This is a genomic window from Pseudomonas morbosilactucae (assembly GCF_023241715.1).
Taxonomy (GTDB): Bacteria; Pseudomonadota; Gammaproteobacteria; order Pseudomonadales; family Pseudomonadaceae; genus Aquipseudomonas; species Aquipseudomonas morbosilactucae.
Window position 1 is genome coordinate 1 of sequence record NZ_JALQCW010000079.1, and the last position, 15,274, is coordinate 15,274.

The window sequence follows — 15,274 nt, forward strand, 5'->3', positions numbered from 1 at the left end:
CGGCATGTGCGCAGTAACAATTCCTGGATGCACAACTATCACCGTCTGGTGAAGGGCAAGCCGCGTCATCAACTGTTGATGCACCCTGATGACTTGGCCCGGCGCGGCCTGGCGGATGGGCAGCGAGTCAGGGTGAGTTCCCGGGTAGGGATGATTGAAGTCGAAGTCTTGGCCAGCCACGAGATGATGCCGGGGGTGGTCAGCCTGCCCCATGGCTGGGGGCACGCGCGGCCCGGGGTGCAGATGGGCATCGCCAGCGAGCAGCCGGGTTCCAGCGCCAATGACCTGACCGATGAATGCCAGGTGGATGAGTTGTCGGGCAATGCCGCACTCAATGGTGTGCCGGTTCGGGTGGAGGCGGCTTGAGGTGTCTGTCGGGGAGACCGAGCATGCAACTCGGCTTTCCGTTACAATGCGCCACCGTGCCGACAACAGAGTCGGAAAGTTCAGCCGAGGTGTTCCATGGATATCATCGAAACTATTAAAGAGCAGATTGCCAACAACACCATTCTGCTTTACATGAAAGGCTCGCCGAATGCCCCGCAGTGTGGCTTCTCCGCGAAAGCCGCTCAGGCCGTTATGGGCTGTGGTGAGAAGTTCGCATACGTGGACATCCTGCAGAACCCGGAAATCCGCGCCAACCTGCCTAAATACGCCAACTGGCCAACCTTCCCGCAACTGTGGGTCGGTGGTGAGCTGGTAGGCGGCAGCGACATCATGGCCGAAATGTTCGCCAACGGTGAACTGCAGACTCTGGTCAAGGCCGCTGCTGAAAAAGCAGCTGCAAACAAGACCGAAGCCTGATCGACCTAACGGGGCGAGGCCGCTCGCCCCCGTTGCGTTGCCTGGATATATCCAGGCATTAAAAAGCCCCGCTTCTCTTTAAGAGAGCGGGGCTTTTTATTGGCGTTGAGTTAACCGATGAAGTTACTCGTCGCCCATTTGCGATTGCAGATAGTTCTCAAGACCCACTTTGTCGATCAGACCAAGTTGGGTTTCCAGCCAGTCGATATGTTCCTCTTCGGACTCCAGGATATCTTCCAGCAGTTCGCGGCTACCGAAGTCGCCAACGGTTTCGCAGTGAGCGATGGCGGCTTTCAGGTCGGCGTGGCCGGTGCGCTCGATGCGCAGGTCGCACTCCAGCATTTCCTTGGTGTGCTCGCCGATGTGCAGCTTGCCCAGGTCCTGGACGTTCGGCAGGCCTTCAAGGAAGAGGATGCGCTTGATCAGCTTGTCCGCGTGTTTCATCTCGTCGATGGACTCGTGGTACTCGTGCTTGCCCAGCTTGTTCAGGCCCCAATCTTCATACATGCGTGCATGCAGGAAGTACTGATTGATCGCGACCAGTTCATTGGCAAGGATTTTGTTGAGATGCTGGATGACTGTAATGTCGCCTTTCATGATGGGGTCCTGCCCTGTAATTCGTGGAATATTGGGCAAGTCTGAGCCGCATAAAGATTACTGTCAAACCTAAGTTATTGAATAATATATGAAAATTAATCGGAATAAGAATGTTTGCAATCCGCATCTTGAAGCTAAGCGCTTGAATTAAAGGCATAAAAAAACCGGACGCTAAGTCCGGTTCTTTAAAAATTCGTTATTTAGGTGATGTTTCAGGCCGCATTAAATTCCACAGGGTAGGGAATGGTGGCTTGGCTGCTCTGCAATTCGGTCAGGGTTTCGCGTACGACCTGCTTGGCCAGGCAAGCGCATTTGCCGCATTGGCTGGCAACGCCGGTGGCTTGGCGCACTTCGCGGTAGCTGCAGCAACCTTCATAGATTGCTTCGCGGATTTGTCCGTCGGTGACACCGGTGCAGAGGCAGACATACATAAGGAGAGAACCGTCGCTGGTTGAGGCCCAAGTGCGATGGATCTTAATGTTAACGAGAATGATTGTCAAAGTGGTTTGAGAAAGCTTTGTGTCAGTTTCCTGATCGAGTGACGAACGGTTTCCCCGGCTTGGTTTTTCGCCAGCGCAAAATGCGCCGATTAAGTGCGCCAGGGCGCAAAGCGTTGAAAAACCGCTAAGGACAGCTCAAAAACGCGGTGTATGATGGTCGGTCCTTACGAAGCGAGATCAGGTCACAGGGCTGTCGCATCATTCTGGCAACCTGGGCCGTATCTCATTCTTCATTCGACCACACCAGGAGATATCCAATGAGCGTACTCGTAGGCAAACAAGCCCCTGACTTCACCGTTCCCGCTGTTCTCGGCAATGGCGAAATCGTCGACAGCTTCACCCTGTCGTCGGCCATCAAAGGCAAATACGGCCTGGTGTTCTTCTACCCGCTGGACTTCACTTTCGTCTGCCCGTCCGAGCTGATCGCTCTGGACCACCGCATGGCTGACTTCAAGGCGCGCAACGTTGAAGTGATCGCGGTGTCGATCGACTCCCACTTCACCCACAACGCCTGGCGTAACACCCCGATCAATGCCGGCGGCATCGGTCAGGTTCAATACACCATGGCTGCTGACATGAAGCACGAAATCGCCAAGGCCTACGACGTTGAGTCCGAAGGCGGCGTTGCTTTCCGTGGCGCGTTCCTGATCGACGACAAAGGTGTTGTCCGTTCGCAGATCATCAACGACCTGCCACTGGGTCGTAACATGGAAGAGCTGATCCGTCTGGTTGACGCCCTGCAATTCCACGAAGAGCACGGCGAAGTCTGCCCAGCCAACTGGAAAAAAGGCGACAAAGGCATGACCGCTTCGCCAGAAGGCGTAGCTGCTTACCTGAGCGAGAACGCCGGCAAGCTGTAAGCCGCGTCACGCACAAAAAACCGGCCTCAGGGCCGGTTTTTTTATGTCGCGATGGAACGGGATCAGTCGTTGAAGTCTTCCCAGCCGCCCATTTCTTTCCAGCGGTTGACGATGCCACAGAACAGATCAGCGGTCTTTTCAGTGTCGTAGCGCGCGGAGTGCGCTTCACGACCGTCAAAGTCGATGTCTGCTGCCTGGCACGCCTTGGCCAGCACGGTCTGGCCGTAAGCCAGGCCTGCCAGCGTTGCGGTGTCAAAGCTGGAGAATGGGTGGAACGGGTTACGCTTCATGTCCAGGCGCGCGACCGCAGCGTTGAGAAAACCCAGGTCGAAGCTGCTGTTGTGCCCCACCAGAATCGCGCGCTTGCAGCCATTGGCTTTCAACGCCTTGCGCACGCTGCGGAAAATGTCGGTCAGTGCCGTCTCTTCGCTCACGGCCATGCGTAGGGGGTGGTCCAGCTTGATGCCGGTGAACTCCAGGGCCGCTGCTTCGATGTTGGCGCCTTCGAAAGGCTCGACGCGGAAGAAATAGGTGTGTTCCGGGAACACAAAACCTTTGTCGTCCATGCCAATGATGGTCGCGGCAATTTCCAGCAGCGCATCGGTGGCCGAGTTGAAGCCGCCGGTTTCTACATCGACGACGACGGGCAGGTAGCCACGAAAACGCGCCGCCATCGGGTGGCGTGAACCGCCACCGCCGCCATGGCCGTCTTGTTCGTCATCGAAATGGTCTTCACTCACGAGTGTTCCTCCAGCAGGCGCCAGCGCAGTTTTTCTCCGGCGCGCAGCGGGATAACGGTCAACTCGCCGAACGGCAGGCTGGCAGGGGCGGTCCATTCTTCACGAACCAGGGTGATGCGATCGGTGTTGGCCGGCAGGCCATAGAAACGTGGGCCGTTGAGGCTGGCGAAAGCTTCTAGCTTGTCCAGCGCGTTGCGCTGTTCGAACGCTTCGGCATACAACTCGATCGCGGCATAAGCGGTGTAGCAACCGGCGCAACCGCAAGCGGCTTCCTTGGCGTGCTGGGCATGGGGAGCCGAGTCGGTGCCGAGGAAGAACTTCTCGCTGCCACCGGTGGCGGCATCGAGCAGGGCGTCCTGGTGGGTGTTGCGCTTGAGGATCGGCAGGCAGTAGAAATGCGGCCGAATACCGCCGACCAGCATGTGGTTGCGGTTGTACAGCAGGTGGTGAGCGGTGATGGTTGCACCAACGTTGGCCGAGGCCTCGTTGACGAACTGCACGGCTTCACGGGTGGTGATGTGTTCGAACACCACCTTGAGCGTTGGGAAGCGTTCGACGACGCGGCGCATATGTTCGTCGATAAACAGCTTCTCGCGGTCGAAGACGTCCACGTCGCCACGGGTGACTTCACCGTGGATCAACAGCGGCAAGCCGACTTCAGCCATGGCTTCCAGCGCCGGGAGGATCTTGTCGATGCTGGTAACGCCCGAGTCCGAGTTGGTGGTCGCGCCGGCCGGGTAGAGCTTGGCCGCGTACACGAAACCACTGGCCTTGGCCGCGCGGACATCTTCTGGCTGGGTGCGATCAGTGAGGTAGAGCACCATCAGTGGCTCGAAGCGGCTGCCGGCCGGCCGCGCAGCGAGGATGCGCTGGCGATAGGCGTCGGCTTCCACGGCGTTGCGCACCGGAGGTACCAGGTTAGGCATGATGATGGCGCGGCCAAAGGTGCGCGCGACATCCGCGACTGTATTGGTCAACACGGCACCATCGCGAAGATGAATATGCCAGTCGTCGGGACGCAGCAGGGTCAGGCGGTCGGACATTGGGGATTCCAGGCGGGTCAAACTCGGGGGAATGCTACCGGAAAAGACTCATCCAGGCACTCGCTATCAAGTTTTACAACGAGCAACCGATACCCCGAAGGTACGGCGTAATTTACGCCTGTCGACTTTTTCTGTTGTACACGTCAGTGGAGCCTCCCGTGCGCCAGCGTTATCTAGCCTTGCTCAGTGTGTTTGCCAGCCTGCCTGCGATGGCTCTCACTTTCCAGACTCGTCTGGAGAGCATTGAGTGGACGGTCGAAGGTGACAAATTCGAGTGCCGCCTGACTCAGCCCATCACCGACTTTGGTTCCGGCGAGTTCGTTCGTCGTGCCGGTGAGCAGGCGATTTTCCGCCTCAAGAGTTTCAACCCGATGCAGGGCGCAGGCGGGGCGACCCTGCTGGCGGCGGCTGCGCCCTGGCAGCCGGGGCGCGGCGATATCAACCTCGGTGCGGTCAAGGCCGGCAGCGACGGCGTGCTCTTCAACAGTTCGCAAGTCCAGGCCGGGCGCCTGATCAATGGCCTGATGGATGGGCGCAGCCCGGTGGTGCGACAGTTCTCCCGCGACAACGGCGTTTCTGAAGTCCGTCTGTTGCCGGTGAAGTTCAGCAAGGCCTACAGCGACTATCAAAGCTGTGTCGCCAAGCTGTTGCCGATGAACTATGAACAGGTCAAGGACGCGCAGATCGGTTTTCCCGGTGGCGGTATCGACCTGGATCCCCAGGCCAAGGCCAAGCTGCAGGTGATGCTTGAATACCTCAAGGCCGACCCGACGGTGAATCACATCGACATCGACGGCCACTCGGACAACAGTGGCAATCGCTTGACCAACCGCGACCTGTCACGGCGTCGGGCCCTGGCGGTGCAGGACTTTTTCAAGGCCAATGGCATTCCCGAGTCGCAGATTACCCTGCGCTTCCACGGCGAACGTTACCCGTTGGCGCCCAACACCAACCCGGCCAACCGGGCCAAGAACCGCCGGGTGAATATCCACCTGGATCGGGTGGCGCCGGCTGAAAAGGCCGCACCGCAAGCCACTTCCACGCCCAACGCCGCGGCGACGTCCTGATACGGCCGTAGCCGTCGCGCGCTCGACATAATCTGTCGCTTTGTCGTCATAAGCTGTCGCGCCTCTGTAAATTACCCGCGTTGATCGGTAGACTTGGCGGCTTTCCGTAGAACCCCGTGGAGTGATGGCATGGCGGACGTAAACAAGGTCGTTCTGGCGTATTCCGGCGGCCTGGACACTTCGGTGATCCTCAAGTGGCTGCAGGACACTTATAACTGTGAAGTGGTGACCTTCACCGCTGACCTGGGCCAGGGCGAAGAGGTCGAACCGGCCCGCGCCAAGGCGCAAGCCATGGGCGTTAAAGAGATCTACATCGACGATCTGCGTGAAGAGTTCGTGCGCGATTTCGTTTTCCCGATGTTCCGCGCCAACACCGTCTACGAAGGCGAGTACCTGCTGGGTACTTCCATCGCACGTCCGTTGATCGCCAAGCGCTTGATCGAAATCGCCAACGAAACCGGCGCTGACGCCATTTCCCATGGCGCCACCGGCAAGGGCAACGACCAGGTGCGTTTCGAACTGGGCGCCTACGCCCTGAAGCCCGGCGTAAAAGTGATTGCCCCTTGGCGTGAGTGGGACCTGCTGTCCCGTGAAAAACTCATGGATTATGCCGAGAAGCACAACATCCCGATCGAGCGCCACGGCAAGAAGAAGTCCCCGTACTCGATGGACGCCAACTTGCTGCACATCTCCTATGAAGGCGGCGTGCTGGAAGACACCTGGACCGAGCACGAAGAAGACATGTGGCGCTGGACCGTCTCCCCAGAGAAAGCGCCTGATGCCCCGCAGTACCTGGAACTGACCTACCGCAACGGCGACATCGTCGCGCTGGACGGCGTCGAAATGACCCCGGCTACCGTATTGGCGACCCTGAACCGTATCGGTGGCGAACACGGCATCGGTCGTCTGGACATCGTGGAAAACCGTTACGTGGGCATGAAGTCCCGTGGCTGCTACGAAACCCCGGGCGGCACCATCATGCTGCGCGCTCACCGCGCCATCGAGTCCATCACCCTGGACCGTGAAGTGGCTCACCTCAAAGACGAGTTGATGCCCAAGTACGCCAGCCTGATCTACACCGGCTACTGGTGGAGCCCTGAGCGTCTGATGCTGCAACAGATGATCGATGCCTCCCAGGCCCACGTAAACGGTGTGGTTCGCCTGAAACTGTACAAAGGCAACGTGATTGTCACCGGCCGCAAATCCGATGAGTCGCTGTTCGATGCCAACATCGCCACCTTTGAAGAAGACGGCGGTGCTTACAACCAGGCCGACGCGGCTGGTTTCATCAAGCTCAACGCCCTGCGCATGCGTATTGCTGCGAACAAGGGCCGTACGTTGGTGTGATGCCGTTCGCTTGAGCCGCAGACCTGAGGGTTTTTGCCTTCAGGCTGCGGGTTGAGTGTCCAATAAAACGCTGCTTTCTCGGTTCGAGGACGCGGCGTTTTTTTTATGCCTGTATTTCCGTCCGGCGGGTTGTTTATTACCCAGAGTGATCGGCTTTTTTCCAAGAATAAGGACTGGGGGGAATATCTAACGTGTGACGGGCCATTAAATAAAGTACGGCCACTCAGGTTGTTGTTTTAGCAAGTAAGAAAAACCTGAATAAGCCGTTGTTAGATACCCGGTTTCAGTACGAAAAGTAGCCGTGTTGACGATGCCCCTCAAAGCCGTCAGGGGGCGAAGGCCCTTTGTCTTCATGGCTTGTAGGGCAATTCGTTATTGTTTGTAAGGATCTTCTTTGACGCGTGGAAGTTAATCAAAGTCCGATGCGAAGAGCCAAATGTCTGGGGTATCGTGCTGGCTTTAATAACATTCAAGACTTGGATGTAACTATGAATAGAGTACTGATCGTGGATGATCATCCTGTCATTCGCCTGGCTGTGCGTATGTTGCTGGAACGGCACGGTTTCGAGGTGGTAGCGGAAACAGACAACGGCATGGATGGATTGAAGTTGGCTCTTGAGCATATGCCCGACGTTTTGATCCTGGACATCGGCATTCCAAGGCTGGACGGGTTGGAAGTGATCACGCGCCTGATGGCCCAGGCCGCGCCGATCAAGATTCTGGTCTTGACCCTGCAAGTGCCCGGCCCTTTTTCGATGCGCTGCATGCAGGCCGGTGCCGCGGGGTATGTGTGCAAGCAGCAGGACATCACTGAATTGATCAACGCGGTGCGGGCGGTCTTGGCGGGCTACAGCTATTTCCCCAGCGAAGCGTTGCAGTCGTTTCGCGCAAACCAGGGAATCACCAGTGAAGGGGAGATGATGGACCTGCTATCGCGCAGGGAATTGATGGTCCTCAAGCAACTTGCCGTGGGCCAGAGCAACAAGGACATTGCCGATGATCTGCGTTTGAGCAATAAAACCGTGAGCACCTACAAAAGACGCCTGCTTTCCAAGCTCAATGCTCGTTCATTGGTTGATTTGATCGAGTTTGCCCAGCGTCAAAAAGTGGTCTGACCCGCCGCTCCCCAGCGAGCCCTGGCGGACGGGAGTGTCCCGTGAAGAGGCTGCCGGTCACGCCGGCAGCACTTGTGCAGGCACAAAAAAACCTCCATCTGGGGGAGGTTTTAGGGGTTAAAGATCAAAATCATAATCGGCCAATTGCTTCTGCAGGCGACGCTCTTCCAAGAGATTGTCGATGGTCCGGCGCTTGCTCAGATTGGTCTTGGCCACCTCGACCACAGGTTCGGCCTCTTCTGTTTCAACAGCGGTGAAGTCGTCTTCTACGTCCAGTTGTTCTTTGCCAGCGCTCATAAGGTCAACTCCAGGCTAAGACTGCCATTGGCGCTCCTTATAACGATAATCACCGGTCGGGTAAAAAAGATTTTTTCAATCGCCTGATCAATAATATCAATAGTCACTCAATCGTCTGAAGTCTTTTGCTTGTATTCGCATAAGTCTTCGATCCGGCAGCTGCCACAACGTGGCTTGCGGGCCAGGCACACGTAACGGCCATGCAGGATCAACCAGTGGTGGGAGTCGAGGAGGAACTGTTTGGGCACAAACTTCATCAGCTTGTTTTCCACCTCCACGACGTTTTTTCCCGGCGCCAGCCCGGTGCGGTTGCTGACCCGGAAGATATGGGTGTCCACCGCCATGGTCAGTTGCCGGAACGCCGTGTTGAGCACCACGTTGGCCGTCTTGCGGCCCACCCCGGGCAGGGCTTCCAGCGCTTCCCGGGTTTGCGGGACTTCACTGTCATGACGTTCCACCAGCAGGCGGCAGGTTTCGATGACGTTCTTGGCCTTGCTGTTGTACAAACCGATGGTCTTGATGTATTCGGACAGCCCCTCGACCCCCAAGGCATAGATGGCGGCTGGCGTATTGGCCACGGGGAACAGCTTGGCCGTCGCCTTGTTGACCCCGACGTCAGTGGACTGCGCCGACAGAATCACTGCGATCAGCAACTCGAACGCAGAGTTGTAAGCCAGCTCGGTTTTCGGCTCCGGGTTGTCTTCGTGCAGTCGGCGGAATATTTCCAGACGTTTTGCGGCGTTCATGGGTGAGGCAGTTCCTTGCAGGCGTTCAATGGGGATTGCGCAGTTGAGTCCAGGCGTTTTTCGCCGCCAGGAGCAGGCCCAGGAGGATAAAACCACCGGGGGCGAGGAGGAGCAAGTGCGGACCGCCCTGGCTCCAGCGCCAGCCTGGCCAGTCCGTGTCGTTGATGCCGGCCAGCCATTGCAGGTGCTGGCCCAGCACGCCGCCACCGAGCGCTTCGCGCAGGGCGCCGAGGCCAACGAGCAGACAGCAGAACTGCGCGGCCCGGCGCAGCATGCCGGGTGTCTGGAAAAAGTGCGTCTGTTCCAGCACCACGCATTGCAGGGCGAGCAGCCCGAGATAAAGGGCCAAGTGTTGATGCAGTTCAAAGGCCCAGGCTTGCAGGCCCATTAGCACGCAACTAACGAGGCTGGCGCTGAGCAGCACACTGGCCAGCAGGCGCTGGGTGGGGTTGAGCCTGGCCCGCAAAGGGACCATGCACAGGCCGAAAAGGCTCATCACCCAGGCGAAAGCCAGCGCCAGGCCGAGGGCGTTGACCAGGGAATCGCTGGCGCCGACCAACGGCGTCAACATCAGGGTGCCCAAAAGTGGCGAGGCTTTATTCATGGTCGGGGCCTCCCAGCAGTTGGGGGCGATGCCCGTCGAAATAGCCCAAGGCGTCATGCAGGGCATTGATCACCGCCCGGGAGGTGATGGTTGCCCCGGCGATCTGGTCGAACTGGCCACTGTCTTTTTTCAGGGCCCAGCCGTTGTCCCCCGGTTCCGCACGGGAGCGGCCGACAAAACCTTGCAGCCAGGGATTGGGCTGTTCAGTGAGGCGACCGCCGAGGCCGGGGGTTTCGCTTTGCTTGAGGGCTTTGCTGCCCAACAGCCGGCCCTGGGCATCAATGGCGATCAGCAGTTCGATAGGGCCGCCGTAGCCCGTCACCCGGCTGAGCAGCAGCACTGCGCTGGGCTGGCCATTGCGCGTCGCCCGGTAACCGCCGATCAGGTTGCTGTGTTTCAGCGTCTGCGCTGTGAAGGGCAGGGGTTGGTCCAGCGGTTGATTGTCGTAACTGCCGGCCGGCAGCACGTCCAGCAGGTGCCGAGCCTCCAGCGCCCGTTGTTCGGCGGCGATCCGCGGCGCTGTGGCCTGGTGCACAAGAAATCCCACCGTGAGGCCGACCACCGCCACCAGCAGCACCGTCACAGGCTGGCGATTCATCCTCGATCCGCCCTTGAAGTGGCAGCCACCCAGCGTTCCAGGGCCGGCACGCCAAGGTTCATCAGCAGCACGGCAAAGGCCAGGCCATCGGGGTAGACGCCCCAGGTGCGGATCAGGTAGGTCAACAGGCCGACCCCGACGCCGAACAGCAGGCAAGCCTTGGCGCTTTTGGGCCCCGAGACCGGTTCGGTGACGATAAAAAACGCACCCAGCATGCTGGCGCCCGTGAGCAGGTGGAACAGCGGGGAACCGTGGGAGTCGGAGCCAGAGCCGTTCCAGCACAACAAGCTGATGACGAACAGGCTGGCGAGCATGCCCACCGGCGCGTGCCAACTGAACACCTTCTGTTGCAACAGCCAGAGGCCGCCCGCGAGGAACGCCAGGTTGACCCATTCCACACCTTTGCCGCCAACGTGACCAAAGGCTGGGTGGCCGGCAAACAGTTCGTCGACGGTCAGGCTGTGATTGATCCGCAGGCTGTCCAGGGCCGTCGCCTGGGCCCAGGCGTCAGGCGGCGCGGCCCCGAAATGCCAGCCGAATATCGACTGCAGCGCTGCGACCAGGTCCAGGCCCTGGGTGGCTGGCCAATGGGTCATTGGCTGTGGAAACGACACCAGCGCCAGGGCGTAACCGAGCATTGCCGGGTTAAAAGGGTTTTTGCCGAGGCCGCCGTACAGGTGCTTGCCGAGCAGCAGCGCACTGGCCACGGCACTGACGGTCAGCCACCAGGGGCAGTAGGGCGGCAGGGCCATGGCCAGCAAGGTGGCGCTGATCAAGGCACTGCCATCCCCCAGGCTCGGGCGTAATGGCCGCTGGCGCAGGCGCAACACGGCGGCCTCCAGCGCCAGGGCTGTGCCCAGGGCCAGCAGCAGGTTGATCAGCACGCCCCAGCCGTAGAGCCACAACAGCACCAGCAGGCCCGGCACCGTCGCCAGCAGCACACGCTGCATGGCCTGGCGTAGGCGCAGGTCTGTGGGGGCTTCAGGGCGCAGCATGGGCTTGCACCTGGCGCTCGGCGGCGGCCAGCCGTTCCCGGGCCTTGGCCAGATCGGCGGGGTCTGTGTCCGGCCGGCGCTCCAGTTTGCTGACCTCGGCCCGGGCATAGGCCAGCTCGGTTTTCAGCTGCCGCAACGGTGCATCGATGGGCCGTTTTTCGATCCGTACCAAGTCCGGTGCCGGTTGCCCACTAGCCTCTTCGGCGGCATGCAGAGCCTGTTCGGCGGCTGCCAGGGCCGCGGCCAAGGTGGCCAACTCTGCGCTGGACGCATCACCACCCTGGGCCTTTTTCAGTTCTGCGCGGCGCATGGCCAACTGGATCTTGGCTCGCTTGAGCTCGGCATCCTTGGGTGCGGCAGGGGCTGCTGGCGGTTCGGCGTTGCGCTCAAGTTCGGCCAGGGCCTGTTCGGCGGCCTCGAACTGGCGTTGCAGCACAATCAGTTGTGACTGCTGCTCAAAGGTCGGCGGATGACCGAAGGCTTTGAGGGATTTATTCAACTGTGCCCGGCTCATCGCCAGGTCAATCTTGGCTTTTTTCAGCGCCGCGTCGGCTGCAGCGGCTTTTTGCGCACGTACCCGCTCAATGGCTTCCTGCACCGGATTGCCGGCGGCTGCATTGGGCTGGGCCGAGCGCTGACTGCGCGCCAGGCGTTCGGCGTGCCTTTGCTGTTCTTCACGATGCAGTCGGGCGTTGCGTTGTTCAAAGCGTTGGCGGGCGTGGTTGCGTTTGGCGGCGCGTGCCTGCAGTTGTTCGACGTTGATGGCCAGGCCGCCGACGATGGGCACCACGGTGTCCAAGGGCAGCGGGTGCATGTCGATGCAGTCCACCGGGCACGGCGCCACGCACAGGTCGCAACCGGTGCATTCGTCGATGATCACCGTGTGCATGAACTTCGCCGCACCGACGATGGCGTCCACCGGGCAGGCCTGGATGCATTTAGTGCAGCCGATGCATTCCGCTTCACGGATAAAGGCCACTTGCGCAGGTGCCGAGCCCCGGCTGGTGTCCAGTTCCAGCACCGGCACCTTGAGCAGCTGCGCCAGGTTGGCCAGGGTCTCGCGCCCCCCGGGCGGGCATTTGTTGATGGCCTCGCCGGCGGCAATGCCTTCCGCGTAGGGCAGGCATCCGGGGTGGCCGCATTTGCCGCACTGGGTCTGGGGCAAGAGGGCGTCAATGCGTTGAATCAGGCTCATGGGGTGGTCAGTCCGTTGAAACCGAGAAAGGCCACCGCCAGCAAGCCGGCGCTGATCAGGCCGATCGGCAAGCCGCGAAAGGGCAGGGGCACATCAGGGTGGGAAACGCGCTGGCGCAGGTCGTCGAACAGGCCCAGCACCAGCCAGAAACCCAGGCCGGCGCCCAGGCTCAGGGCGATAGAGTGCCCCAGGTCCTGTTGGTTATTCATCAGTAACAGGCCGAGTACGCAGGCATTGCCCAGCAGCAAGGGCCAGAGTCCCTCGAACGGCAGCTTGGGCAGTGCCCGGGGCAGCAGCCTCAACAGTGGGCGAATCAGCAGCACACTCAAGGGCAGGAAGATAAACAGTTGCAACGTCGTCAGCCCCAGTGACACCAGCACCCCGTGGTACAGCGGGTACGCCGCGAGGCTGCACAGCAACATCAGGGTGGTGGTGGCGATGCCCAGGGCGTGGATTTTGCTGCGCTCGGCGGCGGGTTGCTCGCTCGCCTGCAGCAGCGGATCGACGCCCAGGGGCCACTGCAACACGAAGTTGTTGATCAGGGCAGTGCTGACAAGCGTGAGAAGGAGGTCGTTCATGTCGGTGGCCGGTGAGAACGGTCGGTGGCCTATAAAGAGTAGGCATGATCCGACGAGGCACAGGGGCCAGGCGGATATGAAAATCCCCCCGTCACGCAAACGCGCCACGGGGGGATAGGGGCCAGCCAGGCTTTTTACTTGATGCGCTGGCCCGGCTTGGCGCCGCTGTCGGGGCTCAGCAGGTAGATCTCTTCACCGCCAGGGCCGGCGGCCATCACCATGCCTTCGGAGATGCCGAACTTCATTTTCCGCGGCTTGAGGTTGGCGATCATCATGGTCAGGCGACCATCGAGCTTGGACGGGTCCGGGTAGGCGCTCTTGATCCCGGAGAACACGTTGCGTTGCTCGCCACCGATGTCCAGGGTCAAGCGCAGCAGCTTGTCCGCACCTTCCACGTGTTCGGCCTTGACGATCAGGGCCACGCGCAGGTCCACGGCGGCAAAGGCATCGAAGTCGATTTCCGGCGACAGCGGGTCCTTGGCCAGTTCGCCGTTACCTTGTGGCGCAACGTCGCCGGTGTCGGTCTGGCTGGCGGTCAGGTCTTCTTTCGACGCATCGGACATGGCCTGGACCTTGACCGGATCGATCCGGGTCATCAGTGGCTTGAATTCGTTCAACTGATGGTTGCTCAGCAGCGTCAGGTGATCGTTCCAGGTCAGCGGGGCGACATTCAGGAACGCCTCAGCATCGGCGGCCAGCAATGGCAGCACCGGCTTGAGGAAGATCACCAGTTGGCGGAACAGGTTGATGCCCGTGGCGCAGATGGCCTGGACCTCATCCTGCTTGCCTTCCTGCTTGTTCAGCGACCATGGGGCCTTGTCGGCGATCCAGGCGTTGGCACGGTCGGCCAGGGCCATGATTTCGCGCATGGCACGGGCGAAGTCACGGGCTTCATAGGCATCGGCAATGCTTGGCGCGGCGGCCAGGAAGGCTTCGGTCAGCTCGGGTGCGGCGTTGCTGTCCACCAGCACGCCGGCATTGCCTTTGTGGATGAAACCGGCGCAACGGCTGGCGATGTTGACCACCTTGCCCACCAGGTCGGAGTTGACCTTCTGCACGAAGTCTTCGAGGTTCAGGTCCAGATCGTCGACGCCACGGCCCAGTTTGGAGGCGTAGTAGTAGCGCAGGTATTCCGGCGACAGGTGCTCAAGGTAGGTACGGGCCTTGATGAAGGTCCCGCGAGACTTGGACATTTTCTGGCCGTTGACGGTCAGGTAGCCGTGCACGTTGATGCCGGTCGGCTTGCGGTAGCCGGCGCCTTCGAGCATGGCGGGCCAGAATAGTGCGTGGAAGTTGACGATGTCCTTGCCGATGAAGTGGTACAGCTCGGCGCTGGAGTCTTTGTTCCAGAACGCGTCGAAATCCAGTTCCGGACGGCGCGCGCACAGGTTCTTGAAGCTGGCCATGTAGCCGATCGGCGCATCCAGCCACACGTAGAAGTACTTGCCCGGCTCACCGGGGATCTCGAAACCGAAGTACGGCGCATCGCGAGAGATGTCCCACTGCTGCAGGCCCGCGTCCAGCCACTCGGCGATCTTGTTGGCCACAGCGTCTTGCAGGGTGCCGCTGCGGGTCCAGGTTTGCAGCATTGCCTGGAAGTCCGGCAGCTTGAAGAAGAAGTGCTGGGAGTCCTTGAGCACCGGCGTGGCGCCCGAGATCGCCGACTTCGGATCCTTCAGGTCGGTGGGCGCATAGGTAGCGCCGCATTTTTCGCAGTTGTCGCCGTACTGATCTTCAGTGCCGCATTTCGGGCAGGTGCCCTTGATGAAGCGGTCGGCCAGGAACATTTTCTTTTCCGGGTCGAAATACTGGGTGATCGAGCGCTGGGCAATGTGCCCGGCGTCACGCAGTTTCAGGTAGATCTGGCTCGACAGCTCACGGTTTTCTTCGGCGTGAGTGGAGTGGAAGTTGTCGAAATCCACCAGGAACTCGGCAAAGTCGGCGCTGTGTTCAGCCTGGACGTTGGCGATCAGTTGTTCCGGGGTGATGCCTTCCTTTTCTGCGCGCAGCATGATGGCCGAGCCGTGTGCGTCGTCCGCGCAGACATAGATGCATTGGTTGCCGCGATGCTTCTGGAAGCGCACCCACATATCGGTCTGGATGTACTCAAGCATATGGCCAAGGTGGATAGAACCATTGGCATAGGGCAGGGCGCTGGTGACGAGGATCTTGCGTGGCTCGGACATGG

Annotated in this window: 18 protein-coding genes; 6 read left to right on the forward strand and 12 right to left on the reverse strand. The window is 60.1% G+C overall.

What is annotated here, in order from left to right; all coding sequences use genetic code 11:
- Both M1B34_RS26630 and grxD read left to right on the forward strand, forming a co-directional pair.
- Positions 1 to 366, forward strand: a 366-nt coding sequence (locus tag M1B34_RS26630) for a molybdopterin dinucleotide binding domain-containing protein (RefSeq protein ID WP_279653476.1), incomplete at its 5' end; no start/stop codon positions are given.
- A 96-nt stretch (positions 367 to 462) separates the two neighbouring features.
- Positions 463 to 804 (forward strand): Grx4 family monothiol glutaredoxin, encoded by a 342-nt coding sequence (gene grxD / locus M1B34_RS26635; protein ID WP_123328680.1) that lies wholly within the window; start codon positions 463 to 465, stop codon positions 802 to 804.
- 123 nt (positions 805 to 927) lie between these two features.
- On the opposite strand, the gene bfr is transcribed toward grxD, so the two are convergent.
- Positions 928 to 1,401: a bacterioferritin gene (gene bfr, locus M1B34_RS26640; RefSeq protein WP_123328679.1), complete on the reverse strand. Its 474-nt coding sequence runs from the start codon at positions 1,399 to 1,401 to the stop codon at positions 928 to 930.
- 212 nt (positions 1,402 to 1,613) lie between these two features.
- Positions 1,614 to 1,832, reverse strand: coding sequence for a bacterioferritin-associated ferredoxin (locus M1B34_RS26645; protein ID WP_123328678.1), 219 nt, complete (start codon positions 1,830 to 1,832; stop codon positions 1,614 to 1,616).
- Between the two features lie 326 nt (positions 1,833 to 2,158).
- Here M1B34_RS26645 and M1B34_RS26650 point away from each other — a divergent pair, with 326 nt between their 5' ends.
- Positions 2,159 to 2,761: a peroxiredoxin gene (locus M1B34_RS26650; protein WP_268266690.1), complete on the forward strand. Its 603-nt coding sequence runs from the start codon at positions 2,159 to 2,161 to the stop codon at positions 2,759 to 2,761.
- 62 nt (positions 2,762 to 2,823) lie between these two features.
- On the opposite strand, the gene rnt is transcribed toward M1B34_RS26650, so the two are convergent.
- The gene (rnt, locus tag M1B34_RS26655; RefSeq protein WP_123328676.1) at positions 2,824 to 3,501 is read right to left on the reverse strand and encodes a ribonuclease T; all 678 of its coding nucleotides are present in this window, start codon (positions 3,499 to 3,501) and stop codon (positions 2,824 to 2,826) included.
- Positions 3,498 to 4,544, reverse strand: coding sequence for a dihydroorotase (gene pyrC, locus M1B34_RS26660; RefSeq protein ID WP_268262601.1), 1,047 nt, complete (start codon positions 4,542 to 4,544; stop codon positions 3,498 to 3,500). Before pyrC ends, rnt begins: the two co-directional genes overlap by 4 nt.
- A gap of 158 nt (positions 4,545 to 4,702) precedes the next feature.
- On the opposite strand from pyrC, the gene M1B34_RS26665 reads away from it, so the two are divergent.
- From M1B34_RS26665 to M1B34_RS26675, 3 genes are all read left to right on the forward strand, one after another.
- Positions 4,703 to 5,611 carry a flagellar protein MotY gene (locus M1B34_RS26665; RefSeq protein WP_123328674.1) on the forward strand — a complete coding sequence of 303 codons (909 nt, stop codon included), beginning with the start codon at positions 4,703 to 4,705 and terminating at the stop codon, positions 5,609 to 5,611.
- A gap of 129 nt (positions 5,612 to 5,740) precedes the next feature.
- Positions 5,741 to 6,958 (forward strand): argininosuccinate synthase, encoded by a 1,218-nt coding sequence (locus M1B34_RS26670; RefSeq protein WP_123328673.1) that lies wholly within the window; start codon positions 5,741 to 5,743, stop codon positions 6,956 to 6,958.
- A gap of 488 nt (positions 6,959 to 7,446) precedes the next feature.
- Positions 7,447 to 8,073 carry a response regulator transcription factor gene (locus tag M1B34_RS26675; protein ID WP_123328672.1) on the forward strand — a complete coding sequence of 209 codons (627 nt, stop codon included), beginning with the start codon at positions 7,447 to 7,449 and terminating at the stop codon, positions 8,071 to 8,073.
- A gap of 117 nt (positions 8,074 to 8,190) precedes the next feature.
- Here M1B34_RS26675 and M1B34_RS26680 read toward each other — a convergent pair whose 3' ends face one another.
- The 8 genes from M1B34_RS26680 to metG all read right to left on the reverse strand — a co-directional run bounded on the left by M1B34_RS26680 (position 8,191) and on the right by metG (position 15,272).
- On the reverse strand, positions 8,191 to 8,370 hold the full coding sequence (locus tag M1B34_RS26680; protein ID WP_123328671.1) for a PA3496 family putative envelope integrity protein: 180 nt from the start codon (positions 8,368 to 8,370) through the stop codon (positions 8,191 to 8,193).
- A 107-nt stretch (positions 8,371 to 8,477) separates the two neighbouring features.
- On the reverse strand, positions 8,478 to 9,116 hold the full coding sequence (nth, locus tag M1B34_RS26685; protein ID WP_268262600.1) for an endonuclease III: 639 nt from the start codon (positions 9,114 to 9,116) through the stop codon (positions 8,478 to 8,480).
- Between the two features lie 25 nt (positions 9,117 to 9,141).
- On the reverse strand, positions 9,142 to 9,720 hold the full coding sequence (locus M1B34_RS26690; RefSeq protein ID WP_268266691.1) for an Rnf-Nqr domain containing protein: 579 nt from the start codon (positions 9,718 to 9,720) through the stop codon (positions 9,142 to 9,144).
- Entirely contained in the window at positions 9,713 to 10,318 is a 606-nt protein-coding gene (locus M1B34_RS26695; protein WP_268266692.1) for an RnfABCDGE type electron transport complex subunit G, read from the reverse strand. Before M1B34_RS26695 ends, M1B34_RS26690 begins: the two co-directional genes overlap by 8 nt.
- The gene (locus M1B34_RS26700) at positions 10,315 to 11,313 is read right to left on the reverse strand and encodes an RnfABCDGE type electron transport complex subunit D (RefSeq protein ID WP_268266693.1); all 999 of its coding nucleotides are present in this window, start codon (positions 11,311 to 11,313) and stop codon (positions 10,315 to 10,317) included. The genes M1B34_RS26695 and M1B34_RS26700 overlap by 4 nt, the downstream gene beginning before the upstream one ends.
- Entirely contained in the window at positions 11,300 to 12,508 is a 1,209-nt protein-coding gene (gene rsxB, locus M1B34_RS26705) for an electron transport complex subunit RsxB (protein ID WP_268266694.1), read from the reverse strand. The genes M1B34_RS26700 and rsxB overlap by 14 nt, the downstream gene beginning before the upstream one ends.
- Positions 12,505 to 13,086 (reverse strand): Rnf-Nqr domain containing protein, encoded by a 582-nt coding sequence (locus M1B34_RS26710; RefSeq protein WP_268266695.1) that lies wholly within the window; start codon positions 13,084 to 13,086, stop codon positions 12,505 to 12,507. The genes rsxB and M1B34_RS26710 overlap by 4 nt, the downstream gene beginning before the upstream one ends.
- 134 nt (positions 13,087 to 13,220) lie before the next feature.
- Positions 13,221 to 15,272 carry a methionine--tRNA ligase gene (gene metG, locus M1B34_RS26715; protein WP_123328664.1) on the reverse strand — a complete coding sequence of 684 codons (2,052 nt, stop codon included), beginning with the start codon at positions 15,270 to 15,272 and terminating at the stop codon, positions 13,221 to 13,223.
- Positions 15,273 to 15,274: the final 2 nt, after the last annotated feature.